At 75.1% G+C, this 18,977-nt stretch carries 16 protein-coding genes and 1 pseudogene; 13 read left to right on the top strand and 4 right to left on the bottom strand.

Annotation, left to right across the window (positions count from 1 at the left end; all coding sequences use genetic code 11):
- Window positions 1–45 precede the first annotated feature (45 nt).
- Window positions 46–1,371 (bottom strand): helix-turn-helix domain-containing protein, encoded by a 1,326-nt coding sequence (locus tag AB0E83_RS10965; RefSeq protein ID WP_362108874.1) that lies wholly within the window; start codon window positions 1,369–1,371, stop codon window positions 46–48.
- 119 nt (window positions 1,372–1,490) lie between these two features.
- Between AB0E83_RS10965 and AB0E83_RS10960 the strand changes: the two genes are divergently transcribed.
- On the top strand, window positions 1,491–3,044 hold the full coding sequence (locus AB0E83_RS10960) for a DUF6350 family protein (RefSeq protein ID WP_362108872.1): 1,554 nt from the start codon (window positions 1,491–1,493) through the stop codon (window positions 3,042–3,044).
- On the opposite strand, the gene AB0E83_RS10955 is transcribed toward AB0E83_RS10960, so the two are convergent.
- On the bottom strand, window positions 3,041–3,778 hold the full coding sequence (locus AB0E83_RS10955) for a hypothetical protein (protein ID WP_362108870.1): 738 nt from the start codon (window positions 3,776–3,778) through the stop codon (window positions 3,041–3,043). The two genes, AB0E83_RS10960 and AB0E83_RS10955, sit on opposite strands and share 4 nt — an antisense overlap.
- Before the next feature lie 218 nt (window positions 3,779–3,996).
- Between AB0E83_RS10955 and purN the strand changes: the two genes are divergently transcribed.
- The 3 genes from purN (at window position 3,997) to AB0E83_RS10940 (ending at window position 7,704) form a co-directional block, all read left to right on the top strand.
- Entirely contained in the window at window positions 3,997–4,626 is a 630-nt protein-coding gene (purN, locus tag AB0E83_RS10950) for a phosphoribosylglycinamide formyltransferase (protein ID WP_362108868.1), read from the top strand.
- Entirely contained in the window at window positions 4,607–6,166 is a 1,560-nt protein-coding gene (gene purH, locus AB0E83_RS10945; protein ID WP_362108866.1) for a bifunctional phosphoribosylaminoimidazolecarboxamide formyltransferase/IMP cyclohydrolase, read from the top strand. Before purN ends, purH begins: the two co-directional genes overlap by 20 nt.
- 101 nt (window positions 6,167–6,267) lie before the next feature.
- On the top strand, window positions 6,268–7,704 hold the full coding sequence (locus tag AB0E83_RS10940; protein WP_362108880.1) for a DUF2079 domain-containing protein: 1,437 nt from the start codon (window positions 6,268–6,270) through the stop codon (window positions 7,702–7,704).
- A 63-nt stretch (window positions 7,705–7,767) separates the two neighbouring features.
- Here AB0E83_RS10940 and AB0E83_RS10935 read toward each other — a convergent pair whose 3' ends face one another.
- On the bottom strand, window positions 7,768–8,400 hold the full coding sequence (locus AB0E83_RS10935; RefSeq protein ID WP_362108864.1) for a hypothetical protein: 633 nt from the start codon (window positions 8,398–8,400) through the stop codon (window positions 7,768–7,770).
- 274 nt (window positions 8,401–8,674) lie between these two features.
- Between AB0E83_RS10935 and AB0E83_RS10930 the strand changes: the two genes are divergently transcribed.
- The 7 genes and pseudogenes from AB0E83_RS10930 to AB0E83_RS10900 all read left to right on the top strand — a co-directional run bounded on the left by AB0E83_RS10930 (window position 8,675) and on the right by AB0E83_RS10900 (window position 15,784).
- Window positions 8,675–9,535, top strand: coding sequence for a bifunctional methylenetetrahydrofolate dehydrogenase/methenyltetrahydrofolate cyclohydrolase (locus tag AB0E83_RS10930; RefSeq protein WP_362108862.1), 861 nt, complete (start codon window positions 8,675–8,677; stop codon window positions 9,533–9,535).
- 91 nt (window positions 9,536–9,626) lie between these two features.
- Window positions 9,627–10,022: pseudogene (locus AB0E83_RS10925) on the top strand (DUF3017 domain-containing protein); the annotation flags it as partial.
- A gap of 256 nt (window positions 10,023–10,278) precedes the next feature.
- On the top strand, window positions 10,279–11,322 hold the full coding sequence (locus AB0E83_RS10920; RefSeq protein ID WP_362108860.1) for a DUF2690 domain-containing protein: 1,044 nt from the start codon (window positions 10,279–10,281) through the stop codon (window positions 11,320–11,322).
- Between the two features lie 169 nt (window positions 11,323–11,491).
- A complete protein-coding gene (locus AB0E83_RS10915; protein ID WP_362108858.1) occupies window positions 11,492–12,481 on the top strand; it encodes a malate dehydrogenase in 990 nt (329 codons plus the stop codon).
- Between the two features lie 136 nt (window positions 12,482–12,617).
- A complete protein-coding gene (locus tag AB0E83_RS10910) occupies window positions 12,618–14,453 on the top strand; it encodes a hypothetical protein (RefSeq protein ID WP_362108856.1) in 1,836 nt (611 codons plus the stop codon).
- Complete coding sequence (locus tag AB0E83_RS10905) at window positions 14,446–14,826, top strand: hypothetical protein (protein ID WP_362108854.1); 381 nt, start codon at window positions 14,446–14,448, stop codon at window positions 14,824–14,826. The genes AB0E83_RS10910 and AB0E83_RS10905 overlap by 8 nt, the downstream gene beginning before the upstream one ends.
- Window position 14,827: 1 nt before the next feature.
- Window positions 14,828–15,784 carry a serine/arginine repetitive matrix protein 2 gene (locus tag AB0E83_RS10900; RefSeq protein ID WP_362108852.1) on the top strand — a complete coding sequence of 319 codons (957 nt, stop codon included), beginning with the start codon at window positions 14,828–14,830 and terminating at the stop codon, window positions 15,782–15,784.
- On the opposite strand, the gene AB0E83_RS10895 is transcribed toward AB0E83_RS10900, so the two are convergent.
- Window positions 15,778–16,287: a carboxymuconolactone decarboxylase family protein gene (locus AB0E83_RS10895; protein WP_362108850.1), complete on the bottom strand. Its 510-nt coding sequence runs from the start codon at window positions 16,285–16,287 to the stop codon at window positions 15,778–15,780. The genes AB0E83_RS10900 and AB0E83_RS10895 overlap by 7 nt on opposite strands.
- A 45-nt stretch (window positions 16,288–16,332) precedes the next feature.
- Here AB0E83_RS10895 and AB0E83_RS10890 point away from each other — a divergent pair, with 45 nt between their 5' ends.
- Window positions 16,333–17,907: a PLP-dependent aminotransferase family protein gene (locus AB0E83_RS10890; protein ID WP_362108848.1), complete on the top strand. Its 1,575-nt coding sequence runs from the start codon at window positions 16,333–16,335 to the stop codon at window positions 17,905–17,907.
- Window positions 17,904–18,926, top strand: a complete 1,023-nt coding sequence (locus AB0E83_RS10885; protein ID WP_362108846.1) for an RNA polymerase sigma-70 factor — start codon at window positions 17,904–17,906, stop codon at window positions 18,924–18,926. Before AB0E83_RS10890 ends, AB0E83_RS10885 begins: the two co-directional genes overlap by 4 nt.
- Window positions 18,927–18,977 lie beyond the last annotated feature (51 nt).

Genomic DNA, 18,977 nt, shown 5'->3' with positions numbered 1-18,977 from the left:
CGCCCTCCCGGGAGACCGGGAGGGCGGGGCCCACTCGTCTACGGCTCACCCGGCGGTCGGGACCAGCCGCTCCGGGCCCGGATGCGGCTCCGAGCGCAGCTTGTCGCGCAGCTCCACGTCCTCCTCGCCGAGCTTCTGCGGCCCGCCGCGCACCGGGACGCCGTTGACGGTCTGCCCGGGCGCGACCTCCGGGACGTAGCGGGTCGGGGCCGTCGCCGCCGTCAGGGCCGTGACGCCGATCAGCACCGCCGTCACCCCGAGCACCGCCCGGGTCATCCGCCGGATCCGCCGCTCGCTGCCGGAGCGCACCGCCCGCGCCGCCGGCAGCGTCGCCGTCGGCGCCTCCGCGACCAGCGTGCCCAGCCGCTGCCGGAGCGCCTCGGGATCGGCCAGCTCCGGCACCCGCTCGCCGATGACGGAGTGCGCGTACAGCAGCCGGTTGGCGGCGGCGGGGGTGCTCGCCTCCGTCTCGGCGGCCGTCTCGGGCAGGTCGAGCCCGAGCCCGTCGTAGAGCAGGACGGTGCGGCGGTACGGCGCCGGCAGGTCGAGCAGCGCGCCGAGCAGCGCCCGCCGCCCCGCCTCGGTCGGCGGCGCGTCGGGGTGCTTGTGGGCGCGGCGCAGCCGGTGCCAGGGCGAGAGGGCGTACTCGTACGCCGCCGCCCGCACCCAGCCCACCGGGTCGGCGTCCACGGCCACCTCGGGCCAGTGCTCCCAGGCGTGGTGGAAGGCGTGCTCGACGGCCTCCCGGGAGAGCAGGCGGCGTCCGGTCAGCAGGTACGCCTGGTGGACGAGGCCGGGGGCCGCGTGCGCGTAGAGCGCGTCGAAGGCCTCCTCGGGAGTGAGCCCGGCCGGCTGTTCCGCCTCCCGCGCGGGCTCCGGTTCCGGTACCGGATCAGGCACCGGTTTCAGGCGCTCCCCGGAGCGGTCCGGGGAGCGCCGGCCGGGGCCGGAGGCGGCGTCGGCGGGTGCCGGGGAGGGCGTCCCGGGCGGCTTGGCGGCCCGCTTGGCGGCGGCCCTGGGCCGCACGTTGCCGGTGGGGGCGGGGGTCGGCGCGGCGGGCTCGGCCGGGGCCCCGGCCCGCCGCCGTTCCCCCGGCTCCGCCCCGGCCGGAGCCGTCGCCGGTGGTTCCGTCGCCGGCGGTTCCGTCACGCCGCCGAGCAGCTTCGCGTACGCCTCGCGCTTGCGGCCGCGGGGGGAGGAGCGGCCGGTCTCCCAGGCCCTGACCGTGGCCTTCGTGACGCCCATGGCCTCGGCGACCTGCTCCTCGCTCAGGGCGAGCGCCTCGCGCAGCCGGCGCCGCTCCTTCGGCGTCGGCAGCGCGGTGGCGGTGGAGGGGGGCGCGGCGCCGCCGCCCCGGCTCGTCTGGCTCATCGACGTCGACCTCCCGCGGCGAACCTATGGGCGGAAAAGTACATAAACGTATCTTGAGCGACACAACGGATGTTTGCCTGTTACGCCGCGAAAGAGCGTGTCGTTGGCAGCATGGCCCCGTGACCCACCTGACCGAGCACTCCCTGGCCCAGAGCGGGCGTTCCGCCGCGTTCGCCACCGCCTGCGTCCGCGGCGGGGTCGCCGCCGGACTCGGCGCCGGCGCGCTCGCGGTCCTGGTGATCGTCGCCTGGATCAGCTCGCCGTTCCCCGACAGCGGCGCCGGCGGCGCCCTCCACCTCGCCGCCGGGCTGTGGCTGCTCGCCCACGGCGTGGACCTCGTCCGCACCGACACGGTCGGCGGACTGCCCGCCCCGCTGGGGATCGTGCCGCTGCTGACGGCCGCGCTGCCGGTCTGGCTGGTCTACCGGACCGCCCGGTCCACCCTCGACCCGGCCGACGAGACCCGGCCGTGCCCCTCGCCCGCCGGCGCGCTCGGCGCGGTCGCCGGGGGATACCTGCTGGTCGCGGCCGTGATCGTGGTCTACAGCGAGAGCGGCCCGCTCCCCGCCGACCTGGTGACCGCCGGACTGTGGCTGCCGGGCGTGGTCCTCGGCGCGGCGGGGGCCGGCGTCTGGAGCGCGCTGGGCCGGCCCCTGCCGGACCGGGAGGAGGCCGCCGCCGCGCTGCGCGGCGCGGGCGCCGGCCTGGTGGCGCTGCTGGCCGGCGGGGCGGTGGCGGCCGGCGTCTCGCTGGCCTGGCACGCGGGCGCGGCCCGGACCTCGTACGAGTCCCTCGCGGGGGAATGGTCCGGTCGGGTGGCGCTGGCGCTCCTCCTCCTCGCGCTGCTGCCGAACGCGGCGGTCTGGGGCGCGGCGTACGGCCTCGGGCCCGGCTTCGCCCTCGGCACGGGCGCGCTCGCGACCCCGCTCGGGCTCGTCGGCGACCCCGCCGTGCCGCCCTTCCCGCTCCTCGCGGCGCTGCCGCCGGAGGGGCGCGGCGGCTGGCCGCAGTGGGCCGCGGCGGCGGTGCCGCTGGCCGCGGCGGTGGTCCTGGGCCACCGGGCGGGCCGGGAGACCGCCGGCGGCCGGGCCCGCGGGACGGCGCTCGCGGCGCTGGGCGCGGCCTGGGCGACCGGGGCGGCCATCGCGCTCCTGGCGGGCGCGGCCGGCGGCCCGCTGGGCTCGGACCGGCTGCGCGCCTTCGGCCCGGTGTGGTGGCAGGCGGGCGCGGCGGCGGTGCTGTGGGGCATGGCCGTCGGCCTGCCGACGGCGCTGGCGGTACGGGCCTGGGGCCGCCGGGCGCTCCGCCCGAAGACGCCCCGGCCCCCGAAGCCTCCGAAGGCGCCGAAGGCGTCGAAGGCGTCGAAGGCGCCGGAGCCGGCCCTGGCGACGGCCGCCCCGGCCTCCCCCGGCCCCCTGGGCCCCGGCTTCTCCCCGGGCGCCTCGGACGACCTGGACGGCGACGACGGATACGGCGGCTTCGAGCCGTACGACTACCTCCCCGCCTCCTGGGAGGCCCCCCTGCTCCCGGAACCGCCCGCCCCCACCGCGCCCATCGCACCCGCCGTGCCGCCCCTACCGACGGAACCGCCCCGGCCGTCAGGGACGACCGGGGCGGACCGGGAAGACCGGGAAGACCGGGAAGACCGGAAGGACCGGGGCGGCGAGGTCTAGTCGCGCACCCCGAAGCCGTCGCGCAGCGGCTTGGGCAGCAGGTCGTTGCAGGCCACCGCGCCCGCGTGGGTGAGGGCGTCGTCCCGGCACTCGTAGAAGTCCTTGTAGACCAACTGCATCGTGAAGCCGAAGGCGACGATCGAGAGGGCCACGGCCGACGCCACCAGGCCGCTGATCGCCGCCGTCCGCATCGAGCGGGCCGGGCCGGGGGCGCCCGGCGCGGGGGACGGCCGTCCCGAGGGCTGGGACGCGGCCTGTGATTCCGGCGACACCCCGGCCGGGGCCTTCGGCTTCGCGCGCAGCGAGCTGACCGCCCAGTAGACCGAGAGCGCGCCGAGCAGCAGGGCCGGCTCCGGAAGGTCGAAGACCGCGAAGAAGAAGGCCCACATGCCGCCGAGGACCGCGTACCGCGCCCGCCGCTGGGCCGGGTCCGTCGGATCCCAGCGCAGCCCCGGCCGCTCCGGCCCCTGGCCGCCCGGGCCGCCGCCCTGACCGCCCTGGCGCTCCGGGCCGCGCCCGAAGCCGTCCGAGGAACGGCCGGGCTGGCGCGGGCTCCAGCGGCCGTCGGCCGAGCCCGTCACGGGCGACGACGGTCCGGCGGAACCGCCGTCCGAGCCGGAGTCGTCCGAGCCGTCCGAGCCGTCCGGCCGGCGCGGCTGCCACGGCTGGTCGGGCCTGCCCTCGGGCGGCGGGGCGAACGGGTTGTTGTCGTTCGTGGACTGGCGATCCGGCATCTGCTGGACGTCTTCCCTCTGTCGTCGTGACCGCGTCGCACCGGGCGGCGTGACCGGCGTCGGACCCTGACGCTACCCCCCTGCTCCGCCCCCGTCCCGTGGGGGCCGTCCGGTGTGCCGGTATCGTTGCTGACGGTCGAGCCATTCGTAGGGTTCCCCGTATCGACGGGCACGATTCGTTCGTAGGACCGCACAATAACCACGGAAAGAGTGACCCAGTGGCTGCCGCCCGCCTTGTCGTCCTGGTCTCCGGCTCCGGCACCAACCTCCAGGCACTGCTCGACGGCATCGCCGCCGACCCTGGGGGATACGGCGCGGAGATCGTCGCCGTCGGCGCCGACCGCGACTCCATCGCCGGACTGGAGCGGGCCGAGCGCGCCGGGATCCCCACCTTCGTCTGCCGGGTGAAGGACCACGCGAGCCGCGAGGAATGGGACCGCGCCCTGACCGAGGCCACCGCCGCGTACGCGCCGGACCTCGTCGTCTCGGCCGGGTTCATGAAGATCCTCGGCAAGGAGTTCCTGGCCCGCTTCGACGGCCGGGTCGTCAACACCCACCCGGCGCTCCTCCCCAGTTTTCCCGGTGCCCACGGGGTGCGCGACGCCCTCGCCCACGGCGTGAAGGTCACCGGATGCACCGTCCACTTCGTCGACGACGGCGTCGACACCGGCCCGATCATCGCCCAGGGCGTGGTCGAGGTGCGGGAGTCGGACGATGAAGCCGCTCTGCACGAGCGCATCAAGGAAGTCGAGCGCTCGCTGCTCGTCGACGTCGTGGGGCGCCTCGCCCGGCACGGCTACCGCATTGAGGGACGAAAGGTTCAGATCGGTGAACACGGACACCGTTAAGCCCATCCGCCGCGCGCTGGTCAGCGTCTACGACAAGACCGGTCTGGAGGAGCTGGCCCGCGGTCTGCACGAGGCCGGTGTCGAGCTCGTCTCCACCGGCTCCACCGCCGGGAAGATCGCCGCCGCCGGCGTCCCGGTCACCAAGGTCGAGGAGCTCACCGGCTTCCCCGAGTGCCTGGACGGCCGCGTCAAGACCCTGCACCCGCGCGTGCACGCCGGCATCCTCGCCGACCTGCGCCTGGAGTCGCACCGCGAGCAGCTCGCCGAGCTGGGCGTGGAGCCCTTCGATCTGGTCGTCGTGAACCTCTACCCGTTCCGCGAGACGGTCGCCTCCGGCGCCACCCCGGACGAGTGCGTCGAGCAGATCGACATCGGCGGCCCGTCGATGGTCCGCGCCGCCGCCAAGAACCACCCGTCGGTCGCCATCGTCACCAGCCCCGAGCGGTACGCCGACGTGCTCGCCGCCGTCCAGGCCGGCGGCTTCGACCTGACCGCCCGCAAGCGGCTCGCCGCCGAGGCGTTCCAGCACACCGCCGCGTACGACGTGGCCGTGGCCTCCTGGTTCGCCGACGACTACGCCGCCGCCGACGACAGCGGCTTCCCCGACTTCCTGGGCGCCACCTACGCGCGCAAGAACGTCCTGCGCTACGGCGAGAACCCGCACCAGGGCGCCGCGCTCTACGTCGACGGCACGGGCGGCCTCGCCGAGGCCGAGCAGCTGCACGGCAAGGAGATGTCGTACAACAACTACACGGACACCGACGCCGCGCGCCGGGCCGCGTACGACCACGCCGAGCCCTGCGTCGCGATCATCAAGCACGCCAACCCGTGCGGCATCGCGATCGGCGCCGACGTCGCCGAGGCCCACCGCAAGGCCCACGCCTGCGACCCGCTCTCCGCCTTCGGCGGCGTCATCGCCGTCAACCGCCCGGTCTCCGTGGAGATGGCCGAGCAGGTCGCCGAGATCTTCACCGAGGTCATCGTCGCCCCCGGCTACGAGGACGGCGCCGTGGAGATCCTCGCCAAGAAGAAGAACATCCGCGTGCTCAAGGCCGAGGGCGCCCCGAGCAACCCGGTCGAGGTCAAGCCCGTCGACGGCGGCGCGCTGCTCCAGGTCACCGACCGCCTCCAGGCCGAGGGCGACGACCCGGCGAACTGGACCCTCGCCACCGGCGAGGCCCTGTCCGCCGAGGAGCTCGCCGAGCTCGCCTTCGCCTGGAAGGCGTGCCGCGCGGTCAAGTCCAACGCGATCCTGCTCGCCAAGGACGGCGCCTCCGTCGGCGTCGGCATGGGCCAGGTCAACCGCGTCGACTCCGCCAAGCTCGCCGTCGAGCGCGCCGGCGAGGAGCGCGCCCGCGGCTCGTACGCGGCCTCCGACGCCTTCTTCCCCTTCCCCGACGGCCTGGAGATCCTCACCGCGGCCGGCGTGAAGGCGGTCGTCCAGCCCGGCGGCTCGATGCGCGACGAGCTCGTCGTCGAGGCCGCGAAGAAGGCCGGCATGACGATGTACTTCACCGGCACCCGCCACTTCTTCCACTGACGGCACGCGGCTGTGGGGCCTTCCTCCTCAGGAGGGCCCCACAGGCGTCTCTGGTCTAATGGACGGGCCCTGGCCCGGCCGGCAGTAGTGGAGACGTGGTGTTGGACGTACTGAGACGACCGTCGGCGGACCCCGCCGGTGAACGGCCCGCCGAGGACCCCGCCGCCGCGCCCGTCCCGTACCTCCCGTACGCGCTGATCGCGGCCGTCCTCACCGGCCTGTACTTCCTCTACTCCTGGGTGCAGTACGACCACTTCCGCACCCCCTCCTGGGACCTCGGCATCTTCGGGCAGGCCGTCCGCTCCTACGCCGAGTTCCGGCTGCCCGTCTCCGACATCAAGGGACCCGGCTTCCCGATACTCGGCGACCACTTCAGCCCGGTGACGGCGCTCCTCGCCCCGCTCTACTGGCTCTGGCCCTCGCCGGTCTCCCTCCTCTTCGCGCAGGCCGCGCTCTTCGCCGGCTCGGCCGTGATCGTCGGCCGCACCGCCCAGCAGGTCCTCGGCAGCCGCGCCACCGGCATCGCCCTCACGGTCGCCTACGGGCTCTCCTGGGGCCTCCAGGAGGCCGTGAAGTCCGACTTCCACGAGATCGCCTTCGCCGTCCCGCTGCTCGCCCTCACCTGCCGGGCCCTCCTCCTCGGCCGCTGGACCGCCGCCGTCGCCTGGTCGGCGCCGCTCGTCCTCGTCAAGGAGGACATGGGGCTCACCGTCGCCATGGTCGGCGTCGTCCTCGCCCTCAAGGGCCAGAAGAAGCTCGGCGCCGCCCTCGCCGGCTTCGGCGTCGCGTTCTTCGCGCTCACCGTCCTCGTCCTCATCCCGGCCGCCAGCACGCTCGGCCGGTACGACTACTGGGCCAAGATCGAGAAGACCGGCACCGGCACCGAGACCTCCCTCGGCCAGGTCATCGGCTCCGCGCTCACCTCCGGGGAGCGCTGGGAGATGGTCCTGTACCTGCTCGCGATCACCGGCTTCCTCGCGCTGCGCTCCCCGCTGGTCCTGCTCGTCCTGCCCACCCTCGGCTGGCGCTTCGTCTCCCAGGACGCCAACCACTGGGGCATGCACTGGCACTACAGCGCCGTCCTGATGCCGGTCATCCTCCTGGCCCTGGTCGACGCCGTCCGCGCGGTGCGCACCTCGCCGCGCCCCTGGCTCGCCGCGTACGGGAAGGTCGCCGTCGCCGTCGCCACGGCCGTCGCGCTCGCCCTCGCCGCGCACCTGCCGCTGCGCGAGCTGCTGAAGCCGGAGACGTACGCCGCCGACGCCCGCGCCGAGCAGGCCCGCGCGGCCGTCGCCGCGGTCCCGGCGGGCGCCTCCGTCGAGGCCGACGTACCGCTCCTCGCCCACCTCACCGCCGACCACACGGTCTACTGGGTGGGCACCTCGAAGGGCGCCACCCCCGACTACCTCGCCCTCGACCTGCGCGGCTGGTCGGGACAGACCTCGGACCCGGCCGTGACGGCTTCGCAGTTGCACCCGGAGGCGGCGTACGAGGTGGTCCACCGCTCGGAGGGCTTCGCGGTGCTGAGGAAGAAGTAGCGGGTACGCGAAGGGGGCCCGGTTCCTGGTCGGAACCGGGCCCCCTTCGGCGTGCCGTGCGGATCAGTAGCGCGGGCGGGAGAACCAGGCGGTGCCGCTGGGGACCACCGGGGCGAGCGTGATGATCACGCCGAAGGTGACCCAGATCAGCGGGAAGATCACGGCCGTGGCCAGGCCCGAGTCGATGCCGATGAAGAGGCCGATGGCGCCCACGATGGTGCCGAGCGCGCCGTAGATCACCGTGGTGATCCGCACGCCCTGGCCGCCGCTGCCGAACTTGACCGCGAGCGTGATCGAGAGGGCGGCGAGGCCCAGGAAGACGAGGGCGAGGGCGATGGCGGCGCCGGCGGCGAAGTCGCCGATGTCCTCGAACGGGTTGTCGCTGCCGTAGTCGGACGCGATGTCCGAGGCGTCGCTGGCGATGCTCGCCACGTAGACGTAGGCGAGGCCGAGCACGATCTGCACCGCCGAGATCAGGTACAGGAACACCCGCGCCGTCGTCAGCAGCCCCGGCATCGACTGCGGGATCTGGTTCGGGCCGCCCGGGTACGCGCCGTACGGCGAGACCGGCGGGGCGGCCGGGTAGCCGTAGCCGCCCTGCTGCGGGACGCCCTGGGGGGCCTGCGGGTAGCCGTAGCCCGGCTGCTGGCCCTGCGGCGGCTGGCCGTAGGGGTTGTTCGGTTCGCCGAAGCTCATCGGGGCATTCCTCCGTGAATGTTCTCGTGCGGGGACGACGCGGCCCGCGCGGAGGAACTTTCACGGCACGTGAGCGGACTCCCCCCGGCACTTTCCGCGGCACTGCGCTGGTCATCGTCGCCGTAGCTCCGAGGTGTTGTCCAGTCGATACGCACCGGAGTTGTGCAAGTGCAACCCTTCCCTCCGGCCCGCCCGGCTCCCCCCGGAACCCCCGCCGGGAGCCGGGCGGGACCGAATTGGAACTTGGCGGGGGTCATCCGGGAGGATGTCCCCCATGAGCGCCCAGATTCTCGATGGCAAGGCCACCGCCGCCGCGATCAAGTCCGACCTGACCGCCCGCGTGGCGGCCCTCAAGGAGAAGGGCGTCACGCCCGGTCTCGGCACCGTCCTGGTCGGCGACGACCCGGCCAGCCAGAAGTACGTGGCGGGCAAGCACCGCGACTGCGCGCAGGTCGGCATCGCCTCCATCCAGCGCGAACTCCCCGCGACCGCCACGCAGGAGGAGATCGAGGCGGTCGTCCGGGAGCTCAACGAGGACCCGTCCTGCACCGGTTACATCGTCCAGCTGCCGCTGCCGAAGGGCATCGACGAGAACCGCATCCTGGAGCTGATGGACCCGGCGAAGGACGCCGACGGCCTGCACCCGACCAACCTCGGCCGGCTCGTCCTCAACGAGCCCGCCCCGCTGCCCTGCACGCCGAACGGCATCGTCACCCTGCTCCGCGCCCACGGCGTGGAGATCAACGGCGCCGAGGTCGTCGTCGTCGGCCGCGGCGTCACCATCGGGCGCCCGATGCCGCTGATCCTGACCCGCCGCTCCGAGAACGCCACCGTGACGCAGTGCCACACCGGCACCCGCGACCTCTCGGCGCACCTGCGGAACGCCGACATCATCGTGGCCGCCGCCGGCGTGCCGCACCTGATCAAGCCGGAGGACGTGAAGCCGGGCGCGGCCGTCCTCGACGTCGGCGTCTCGCGCAACGCCGAGGGCAAGATCATGGGCGACGTGCACCCCGGCGTGGCCGAGGTGGCCGGCTGGATCTCCCCGAACCCCGGCGGCGTGGGCCCGATGACCCGCGCGCAGCTGCTCGTCAACGTCGTCGAGGCCGCGGAGCGCGCGGCCGCGGCGCTCTGAGATGACCTCGGGGAGCCCGGCTTCCCCCGGGACCCCGGACGGACCGAGGGAGCTGCCGCGCGGGCGGGTGTCGAAGGTCCGCCGGGTGCGGGGCTCGCGCCGGCCGCCGACGGTCACCACCGACACCGCCCGGCCCGAGGGCGGCGGCCGGGCGGCGGGCGGCGACGCCCCGGCGCCCGCCCGCCAGTGGCCGCTGCTCCTCGTCCTGGGGACGGCGGCGCTGGGCCTGCTGGTGGTGGGGACGGACCCGTTCCCGCAGTCCTTCCGGATCGGGACGATGACGGTCGGGGCGGCGCTGCTGCTCGGCGCGGTGCTCCGCCGGCTGCTGCCCTCGGTGGGCATGCTCGCGGTCCGCTCGCGCTTCACCGACCTGATCACGTACGGGGTGATGGGCTCGCTGATCGTGCTGCTCGCGCTCATGGTGCAGCCGAAGCCCTGGCTCAGGATCCCGTTCCTGGAGGACATCCTCCACCTGACGGTGACCTGACCCGACCTGACCCGACCTGACCCGGTCCGATCCGTCCCGCTCGTACGACGACGCCCGCCCTCTCCCCCGTGGGAGGGCGGGCGCCGTCGTGATCAAGGGTCATGTACGCGCCAAGGAAGGGCAAGTTCGGGCCAGGGGCTGTGGCACGGAGGTGACCATTCCGGTACATCCGGACCCTCCGATCGGGGTCCCGTCCGGCCGCCGGAGCTGCCATCCTTCGAGGGGGTCAGGGACGGCTGGGGACAAGGGGAGGAACATGCCGGCGTGGAAGTCGCTGTCCGACGAACTCGATCCGGACGTGCGGACGTTCACGGAACGGCTGCGGCTGGTCATCGACCGCAGCGGACTCGGCGTCGCCGCCGTCGCCGAGCGCACCGGACACGGGCCGGACGCCTGGGAGGCGTACCTGAACGCCTGCCGTCCCGTGCCCAGGAGCGCCGTCGTCGCCCTCTCCGACGTCACCGGCGCCGACCTCGGCCCCCTCACCGCCCAGTGGGAGCACGCGGACCGCGCCTGGAGGCGCCCCGGCCACGCCGCCCCGGCCGCCCCGCCGCCGGAAAGCCCGGAGCCGGCCGTACGGGACGGGGTCGGGGACGCCGTACGGGACGGGATCCAGGACGCCGTACGGGACGGGGGCCCGGGCGCCGTACGGGGCGGGATCCAGGACGCCGTACCGGACGGGCGCCGCGCCCCCGAGGACGCGCCCGCCGAGCGGACCATGCGCATCCGGAAGGCCGTACCGCCCGGTCCCGGGCCGGAGCCCGCCCCCGGGCCCGCCCCGGCCCCCCGCAAGCCCCGCCGCGCGTCCCCGCTGCTCTACGTCGCCGGGATCGTCGGCGCCGTGCTCGTCGTCATCGCCGCCGTCCTCCTCGCCGACCTCGGCGGGTCCGCGCCGCCGCCCGCCGCCGCCCCGACGGCGCCCGCCACCACCAGCGCCCCCGCGCCCGCCCCCAGCCTCCCCGACGGGGTCCGCTGCACGGGGGCCGACTGCGGCGGGCGGGACCCGGAGGCGATGGGCTGCGGCGGGCCGCTCGCCACCACCGTCGCCCTCACCCGCGTGGGCGCCGCCCTCGTCGAGGTCCGGTACAGCGAGGTCTGCGCCGCCGCCTGGGCCCGGATCACCGGGGCGGCCGCGGGGGACGAGGTCAGCGTCCAGGCCGGTACCGCCGTCCGGGTCGCGAACGTCCCGGCGGGCGGCGACACCGACGCGTACACCGCGATGATCCCGGTCGGCTCCGGGGGCGCCGCGCGCGCCTGCGCGGCCCTCACCGGCGGCGAGGACGGCTGCACGGGAGAGTGAAAGACGGGAGAGGTGAGCCGGACCACAAGGGGGTGGGGGTGCGCAGCGGCCCGGGTCCGATAGCCTGACCGCCGGATATCTCTTCACATCGAGACATCGATCGATCAGGGAGCGATATCCAGCCTCAGGGGCAGGGAACCCCACCGCCAGCTGTCTTACGGAGATCGCCATGACCCGCACTCCCGTGAATGTCACCGTGACCGGCGCGGCCGGCCAGATCGGCTACGCGCTGCTCTTCCGCATCGCCTCCGGCCACCTGCTCGGCGCGGACGTGCCGGTCAAGCTGCGCCTCCTCGAGATCCCGCAGGGCGTCAAGGCCGCCGAGGGCACCGCCATGGAGCTCGACGACTGCGCGTTCCCGCTGCTCAAGGGCATCGACATCTTCGACGACCCGAACAAGGGCTTCGAGGGCGCCAACGTCGCGCTGCTCGTGGGCGCCCGCCCGCGCACCGCCGGCATGGAGCGCGGCGACCTGCTCGCCGCCAACGGCGGCATCTTCAAGCCGCAGGGCCAGGCCATCAACGCCCACGCCGCGGACGACATCAAGGTCCTCGTCGTCGGCAACCCGGCCAACACCAACGCCCTCATCGCGCAGCAGTCCGCCCCGGACGTCCCGGCCGAGCGCTTCACCGCGATGACCCGCCTGGACCACAACCGCGCCCTGACGCAGCTGGCCCAGAAGACCGGCGCCTCCGTCGAGGACATCAAGCGCCTCACCATCTGGGGCAACCACTCCGCCACCCAGTACCCGGACATCTTCCACGCGGAGATCGCCGGCAAGAACGCCGCCGAGGTCGTCGACGACCAGGCGTGGCTGGCCGACACCTTCATCCCGACCGTCGCCAAGCGCGGCGCCGCGATCATCGACGCCCGTGGCGCCTCCTCCGCCGCCTCGGCCGCCAACGCCGCCATCGACCACGTCCACACCTGGGTCAACGGCACCCGCGAGGGCGACTGGACCTCCATGGGCATCCCGTCGGACGGCTCCTACGGCGTCCCGGAGGGCCTGATCTCCTCCTTCCCCGTCACCTGCAAGGACGGCAAGTACGAGATCGTCCAGGGCCTGGACATCAACGAGTTCTCCCGCGCCCGCATCGACGCCTCCGTCAAGGAGCTGTCGGAGGAGCGCGACGCGGTCCGCGAGCTCGGCCTCATCTGAGCCCCCGCGTCCTGACGGACGAGCGAAGCGCCCCCGGCCGAAGGGTCGGGGGCGCTCCGCGTCTCCCCTATGCTGGCTCCCCGGTTCACGCCCAACACGGTCGGAAACAGGCACAGTTCAGCCCACAGGGGAAATCTTGACGCCACCTTCGTTACCCCATCAGTCTGATGGTTCGCCGGAACAGCGGCCCGGATCCGCCGCCCCGGCCACCGCCGCCCCCCGCCCCGCGCCGCACACCAGCGAGGCCACCCGGCTGCTCTGCGCCGGCACCTACCTGGACGACGCCTTCCGCGACGCCGTCATCGACGAGCTGTACGTCCACGAGGAGCGGCTCGCGGCGCCCGCCCTCGGCCACGACGCCGGCCGGGTCCTCGCGCACGCGCTGCGGGCCCGCCGCACCGAGCTCGGCTGGGCCGGCGCGGTCCTCTTCCTCTGGTTCGTCGCCTTCCCGCTGACCAAGGGCCTGATCGCCCTCCTCGTCGTGCCCTTCCTCGTCCTCAGCCTGGCCCGCTGGATCCGGGGCCGTGCGGTCCGCCCGCCCGTTCACCGAGCCCTGCCCGCCTTCCTGCTGCGCTGGTACGGCCGTTTCTTCGCCGGATGGTCCGTGCTCTTCCTGCTGCTGCTGGCCTTCGGCGGCGACTACGCGTACGAACTCGACTTCGGCTCCGGCCACGACTCCTGGGACGGCTACGCCACCGGCCACGACACGCAGGAGGGCCTGGCCGGACTCCTCGCCGGGTTCGAACCGGGCAGCCTGCCCCTCCTGTTCCTCCAGCTGATCGACCAGGGCGCGGGAGGCGGAGCCCTGGAGGCGTGGGTCGCGATCGCCGTCCCGCTGCTGGTGGCCTGGGCGGTGGCGGCCCAGCGCGGACAGTTCGCCCGCGCGCTCACCCAGGAGCTGTCCCGCGCCCGCTTCGCCGACCTGCGGGCCGACCCCGCCGAGAACGCCGAGGGCGCCCGCTTCCGGCGGCTGCGCGACCGGATCCGGATCGAGCAGCACTCCCGGCTCGTCATGTACGACACCGGCAACCCCTTCTGCGGGGCGGGCGAGCCCCACGAGCCCTGGTCGCTCTCCGTCGAGCTGCGCCCCCGCAAGGGCCTCGGCGGCGACACCGCCCCCGAACCGCTCGACAACAGCGCGATCCTGCGGCGCGTCGTCCCCCTCGTGGAGGCGCTGCGCGTGCCGTCCCCGCACGGCTCCCCGCAGGCCCGGGCGGCGGTCCGGGACCGGCTGCGCGAGCTGGAGGTCGACGAGGTCGTCTTCCTGCCCGTCGACGGCCTGCCGACCCGGGCCGCCGCCCCGTACGGCCCCGAGGAGTTCGAACCGCACCGCTCGGCGGCCGTCGAGGAGGGCGGCGAGACCCGCAGGCACTTCCTGCGCATCCGGGTCGGCGGCTGGGGCGAGGAGATCGTCACCACCGTCTTCGTCCGCGTCCACACCCAGGGCGGGATGCTGATGCTGGAGGTGGCCCCGCACGTCCTGCGCCCGGTCCGGCCGCTCTACCGCGAGGCCGACCGCATCGCCCACCGCTACCGGTACAACCACCGCCTCGGCAAGGCCGTCTGGGCGCTCGGCCGGGTCCCGCGCTCGGCCGGCCGGGCGTTCGGCATCCTCGCGCGCGCCCTCGGCCACCTGTGGCGGGTGACCGTCGGCGGGCACGCCCGGGCGCTGCCGGAGGGGCCGGCGGTCTCGGTCCGGGAGCTGGGCTCGGACGACACCGCCTCCCTCTTCCAGGAGATGGACGTCAGCCGCTACCTGAAGAGCATCCAGGACCGGGTGGCGAACGGCGTGGTGCTCGCGCTGCGCGAAGCCGGCTACGAGACGGCCGAGTTCGAGCAGAAGATCGTGCACGTCGCCGAAGGGGCGACCTTCATCGAGAACACCAGGGGCAATGTCGTGATCGGTGACCGCAACACCGTCACGAGCGTCATGAACAAGTCCAGGAACACGACCGGAGGCGACCGTGACTGACACGAACGGCGAGCGGCTGCGCGGCGGCACGCACATCACCAACACCGGTGGGAACGTCACCATCGGCAACGACAACACCGTCACCAACACCGTCCAGTACGGCGGCGCGGCACGCGACCCGCGCCAGGAGGAGCTGCTCCGGGCCGTCCGCCGGTTCCGCACCGACCTCCGGGCGGTCGTCGAGACCGAGGCGACGACCGCGCTCGACGCCGAACTCGCCGAGGCCGAGGCCGAGATCGAGCGGACCGGGGAGGCGGCCCCCGGCCGGCTCGCCCGCCTCCGCCAGTCGCTGGCCGACGCGGGCAACGTGGCGGGTGTCCTCGCCTCCGGCGTCGCCGTCGGGCAGGTCCTCAACTCCCTGCTCGGCGGCTGAGTTGAGCAGGCCCGGGGGAGACGGCGGGGTCCGCTGGAACGCCGAGACGCAGAGCTGGGAGCGGGAACCGCGGGACGCCGGCGCGCCCGCGCCGGCGCCGGGGCTCCCGCCCCTGCCCGGCGTCGCCCCGGTGGCACCGCCGCCGCCCGCGTACGCGCCGGAACACGACCCCGGGCACGGGTACGAGCACGGGTACGGGTACGGCCACGGGCAGGGGTACGGGAGCGGGCCCGGCCACGTCCTCGGCGAGGTCGGCGGGGCCGTGCCGGGCCGGTTCCGGTTCCGCGGCCCCGTCGCGGCCGGTCTCGCCGCGGCCCTCGTCGCGGCCGCGGTGGTCGGCGGCTGGCTGCTCCGGTCGGGTGACGGCCGCGACGCGCCGGACCCGGTGGCGGGCGGCCCGGCCGCCGGCGTCTCGCCGACCGACACGCCGACCGGCACGGACACGCCGACCGGGAGCGAGGCCCCCACGCCCTCCGACACCGCCTCCGAGCTCCCGGCGGACGACGTGCCGCCGCCCGGCTACCGGGCGGTGGCGGACCCCGAGGGCTTCACGGTCGCCGTGCCGGAGGGCTGGAACCGCACCGAGAACGCGCAGGGCGTCTTCTACAACGCGCCCGACGGGAACAGCCTCCTCCAGATCTTCGTGATCGAGGACGCCGGCATGACCCCGTACGAGGCCCTGCGCGGGGCCTCCGCGCAGGGCAGGGCCGACAAGCCGGGATACGAGGAGCTGAGCCTCGGCCCGGTCACCGGAGAGCCCGGGGCGCCCGCCGACGCGGCCGAGCTGGTGTACGCGTACGACCGCGAGGGCGGCCGCCGCAAGGTGGTCGACCGGGCCTTCACCGCCGAGGACGGCAACCACTACGCCGTCCTGGCCGCCGGGCCGGAGGCCGACTGGCCGCTCCAGCGCGAGCACCTGCGGGTGGCCCTGGACTTCTTCCGGCCGGGCGCCTACTGAGCGGAGCGCGGCGTGTAGTGGCCCGGGGTCATGCGGGTGGTGACGGCGATGCGGTTCCACGCGTTGATGACGACGACCGCGCCGATCACCCGGGCCAGCTCCTCCTCGTCGAAGTGCTCGGCCGCCGCCGCGTACACCTCGTCCGGGACGAAGCCGTCGGTGAGGACGGTGACCGCCTCGGTGAGGGCGAGGGCGGCCAGCTCCCGCTCCGTGTAGAAGTGCCGGGACTCCCGCCAGGCGCCGAGCTGGACGACCCGCTCGACGGTCTCGCCCTCGGCGAGGGCGTCCTTGGTGTGCATGTCCAGGCAGAAGGCGCAGTGGTTGATCTGCGAGGCCCGGATCTTGATCAGGTGGTACAGGACCGGGTCCACGCCCCTGGCGGCCTCCTGCTCCAGCCGGAGCATCGCCCGGTAGTACTCGGGCACCCGCTCGGCGAAGTTCATGCGGGCCGGGTGCTCGTGGGCGAGGGGCTGGGCGGGGGAGTGCGCTGTGATGGTGGTCATGCGGCCAGCCTAGGAGCGGATGGCGTGCCGCTATGGTCCATTCCCATGCGGAACGACTGGGCCACTTTCGGCGCCGACCTCCACCTGGAACTGCGCGGCACCCGGCTGCGGGCCGGCCTCATGGACGCCCTGCGCGAGGCCGTGCGCGTCGGACGCCTGGCACCGGGGACCCGGCTGCCGTCCTCGCGCCAGCTCGCGGCGGACCTCGGGGTGGCCCGGAACACCGTCGCCGACGCCTACGCCGAACTGATTGCCGAGGGGTGGCTCACCGCCCGCCAGGGTTCCGGCACCCGGGTCGCCCGCCGCGCCGAGCCCCGGCCGGCCCCGGAGCCGCCCGCCGCCCGGACCTCCCCGGCGGGCCTCGCCCCGGGCGGCACCCCGTGGCGGCCCCCCGCCCGCCGGCGCGCCCCCGTCCCCGCGTACGACCTGCGGACCGGCAGCCCCGACCTCGCCTCCTTCCCGCGCGCCGCCTGGCTCAAGGCGTACCGGCGGGCGCTGACCGCCGCGCCCAACGAGGCCCTCGGGTACGGCGATCCGCGCGGCCGGATCGAACTGCGCACCGTCCTCGCCGAGTACCTGGCCCGCGCCCGCGGCGTGCACGCGCGGCCCGAACGGATCGTGGTCTGCGCCGGGTTCGCCCACGGCCTGATGCTCCTCGGCCGGGTCCTGCGGGCGCGCGGGGCGGAGGCGGTGGCGGTGGAGTCGTACGGACTCGGCCTGTACGCCGGGCTGTTGCGGAAGGAGGGCCTCGCCACCCCCGCCCTGCCCTTCGACGACCGCGGCACCCGCGTCGAGGAGCTGGCGCGGACCGCGCCGGACGCGGTGCTGCTGACCGCCGCCCACCAGTTCCCGCTCGGCGGGGCGCTGCCCCCGGACCGGCGGGCGGCGGTCGTCGACTGGGCGCGGACGACCGGCGGCCTCGTCCTGGAGGACGACTACGACGGGGAGTTCCGCTACGACCGGCAGCCCGTCGGCGCCCTCCAGGGCCTCGACCCGGAGCGGGTGGTCTACCTCGGCACCGCGAGCAAGTCCCTCGCGCCCGGCCTGCGGCTCGCCTGGATGGTGCTGCCGGAGGGCCTGGTGGACGAGGTCGCCGCCGGGAAGGGGGCGGTGGTGGACTGGATGTGCGGCAGCCCGGACCAGCTCGCCTTCGCGGAGTTCCTGGCCTCGGGGGCGTACAACCGGCACGTACGGGCCATGCGGCTGCGCTACCGGAACCGCCGCGACCAGCTCGTCGCCGCGCTCGCCGCGCACGCGCCGGGCATCCGGGTCGGCGGCATCGCGGCGGGCCTGCACGCGGTGCTGTCGCTGCCGCCCGGCACCGAGCGGGCGGCCCTCCGCTCCGCCGCCTGGCACGGCCTCGCGGTCCAGGGCCTCGACCAGTTCCGCCACCCGGAGGCGGCCCGCTCCCTGGAGGGCCTGGTCGTCGGCTACGGCACCCCGCCGGACAGCGGCTGGCAGGGCGCGCTGGGGGCGCTGTGCCGGGTCCTGGAGGGGATCGGCGAGGAGGAGACGGACGGGACGGGCGGGGCGGACAGGGCGGCCGGGGACGGCGGGGCGGGTGGGACGGGAGGGACGGGCGGCGGGCCGTTCGGGGGCTCTGAGAAGGTGGGACCGTGACGTCGCACCCCGCCCCGGACGAGAGCCCCGCCCCGGACGCGCCCCTCGGCACGGACGCCCGCCCCGTCCCGGACGCCCGCCCCGACGCGGACGCGTCCGCGCGGGAGTTCACCGCGTACCGATCCCGGCTCTTCGGGCTCGCCTACCGGATGCTCGGCTCCGCCGAGGAGGCCGAGGACACCGTCCAGGACGCCTATCTGCGCTGGAGCGGCGCCGACCGGGCCGCGATCGCGCTCCCGGGTGCCTGGCTCGCCAAGGTCGTCACCCACCTGTGCCTCAACCGGCTCACCTCCGCCCGGGTCCGGCGCGAGCGGTACGTCGGGACCTGGCTGCCCGAGCCGGTGCTCACCGACGGCGGTCCGCCCGCCGGCACCGGGGCGGGACCGCTGGAGGCCGCCGAGCGGCGCGACGACGTCTCCACGGCCCTGCTGCTCCTCCTGGAACGGCTCACCCCGGCCGAGCGGGCGGTGTACGTGCTCCGCGAGGCGTTCGGCTACCCGCACCGGGAGATCGCCGGCGTCCTCGACCTCGGCGAGGCCAACTGCCGCCAGCTGTACGGCCGGGCCGCCCGGCGGGTCGCCGCACCCGGCGACGACCGCGCCCACCGCTTCGACCCGCCCCCGCCCGAACGGCGGCGGGAACTCGTCGAGTCCTTCGTCGCGGCCGCCCGCGAGGGCGACCTCGCGGGCCTGGAGAAGGTCCTCGCCGCGGACGTCGTCTGGTGGAGCGACGGCGGCGGCAAGGTCAGGTCGGCCCTCCGCCCCGTCACCGGCCGCGACAACGTCCTCCGCTTCCTCGTGGGCGTCGCCCGCCGGACCGAGGAGGGCGCCCGGCTCACGGTCGCCGAGGTCAACGGGGAGCCGGGCGTCGTGATGCACGTCGGCGGCCGGATCATCGGCGTCGCCTCCGTCCAGGCGGGCGCGGACGGCCGGATCACCGACGTGCGGATGGTGATGAACCCGGACAAGCTCGGGTACGCGGCCCGCCAGTTCGCCGCGTACCCGGAAGCCGGCGGCTGAAGCCGTCACATCCGCCGGGTCCCGTCGGTTCGGAGCGGGTGAGGGGTGCTC

Origin of the sequence: Streptomyces sp. NPDC035033 (genome assembly GCF_040636735.1) — a bacterium.
GTDB lineage: Bacteria > Actinomycetota > Actinomycetes > Streptomycetales > Streptomycetaceae > Streptomyces.
Note: the sequence above shows the minus strand (reverse complement) of the source record. Positions and strands in the feature narration are given on the sequence as shown.

What these genes read in the sequence shown, in the direction of transcription:
- AB0E83_RS10955 (WP_362108870.1), bottom strand. Translation starts at nt 3,778, where the DNA reads ATGCCGGATCGCCAGTCCACGAACGACAACAACCCGTTCGCCCCGCCG.
- AB0E83_RS10890 (WP_362108848.1), top strand. Translation starts at nt 16,333, where the DNA reads ATGCGGAACGACTGGGCCACTTTCGGCGCCGACCTCCACCTGGAACTG.
- AB0E83_RS10965 (WP_362108874.1), bottom strand. Translation starts at nt 1,371, where the DNA reads ATGAGCCAGACGAGCCGGGGCGGCGGCGCCGCGCCCCCCTCCACCGCC.
- AB0E83_RS10915 (WP_362108858.1), top strand. Translation starts at nt 11,492, where the DNA reads ATGACCCGCACTCCCGTGAATGTCACCGTGACCGGCGCGGCCGGCCAG.
- AB0E83_RS10935 (WP_362108864.1), bottom strand. Translation starts at nt 8,400, where the DNA reads ATGAGCTTCGGCGAACCGAACAACCCCTACGGCCAGCCGCCGCAGGGC.
- AB0E83_RS10930 (WP_362108862.1), top strand. Translation starts at nt 8,675, where the DNA reads ATGAGCGCCCAGATTCTCGATGGCAAGGCCACCGCCGCCGCGATCAAG.
- AB0E83_RS10895 (WP_362108850.1), bottom strand. Translation starts at nt 16,287, where the DNA reads ATGACCACCATCACAGCGCACTCCCCCGCCCAGCCCCTCGCCCACGAG.
- AB0E83_RS10920 (WP_362108860.1), top strand. Translation starts at nt 10,279, where the DNA reads ATGCCGGCGTGGAAGTCGCTGTCCGACGAACTCGATCCGGACGTGCGG.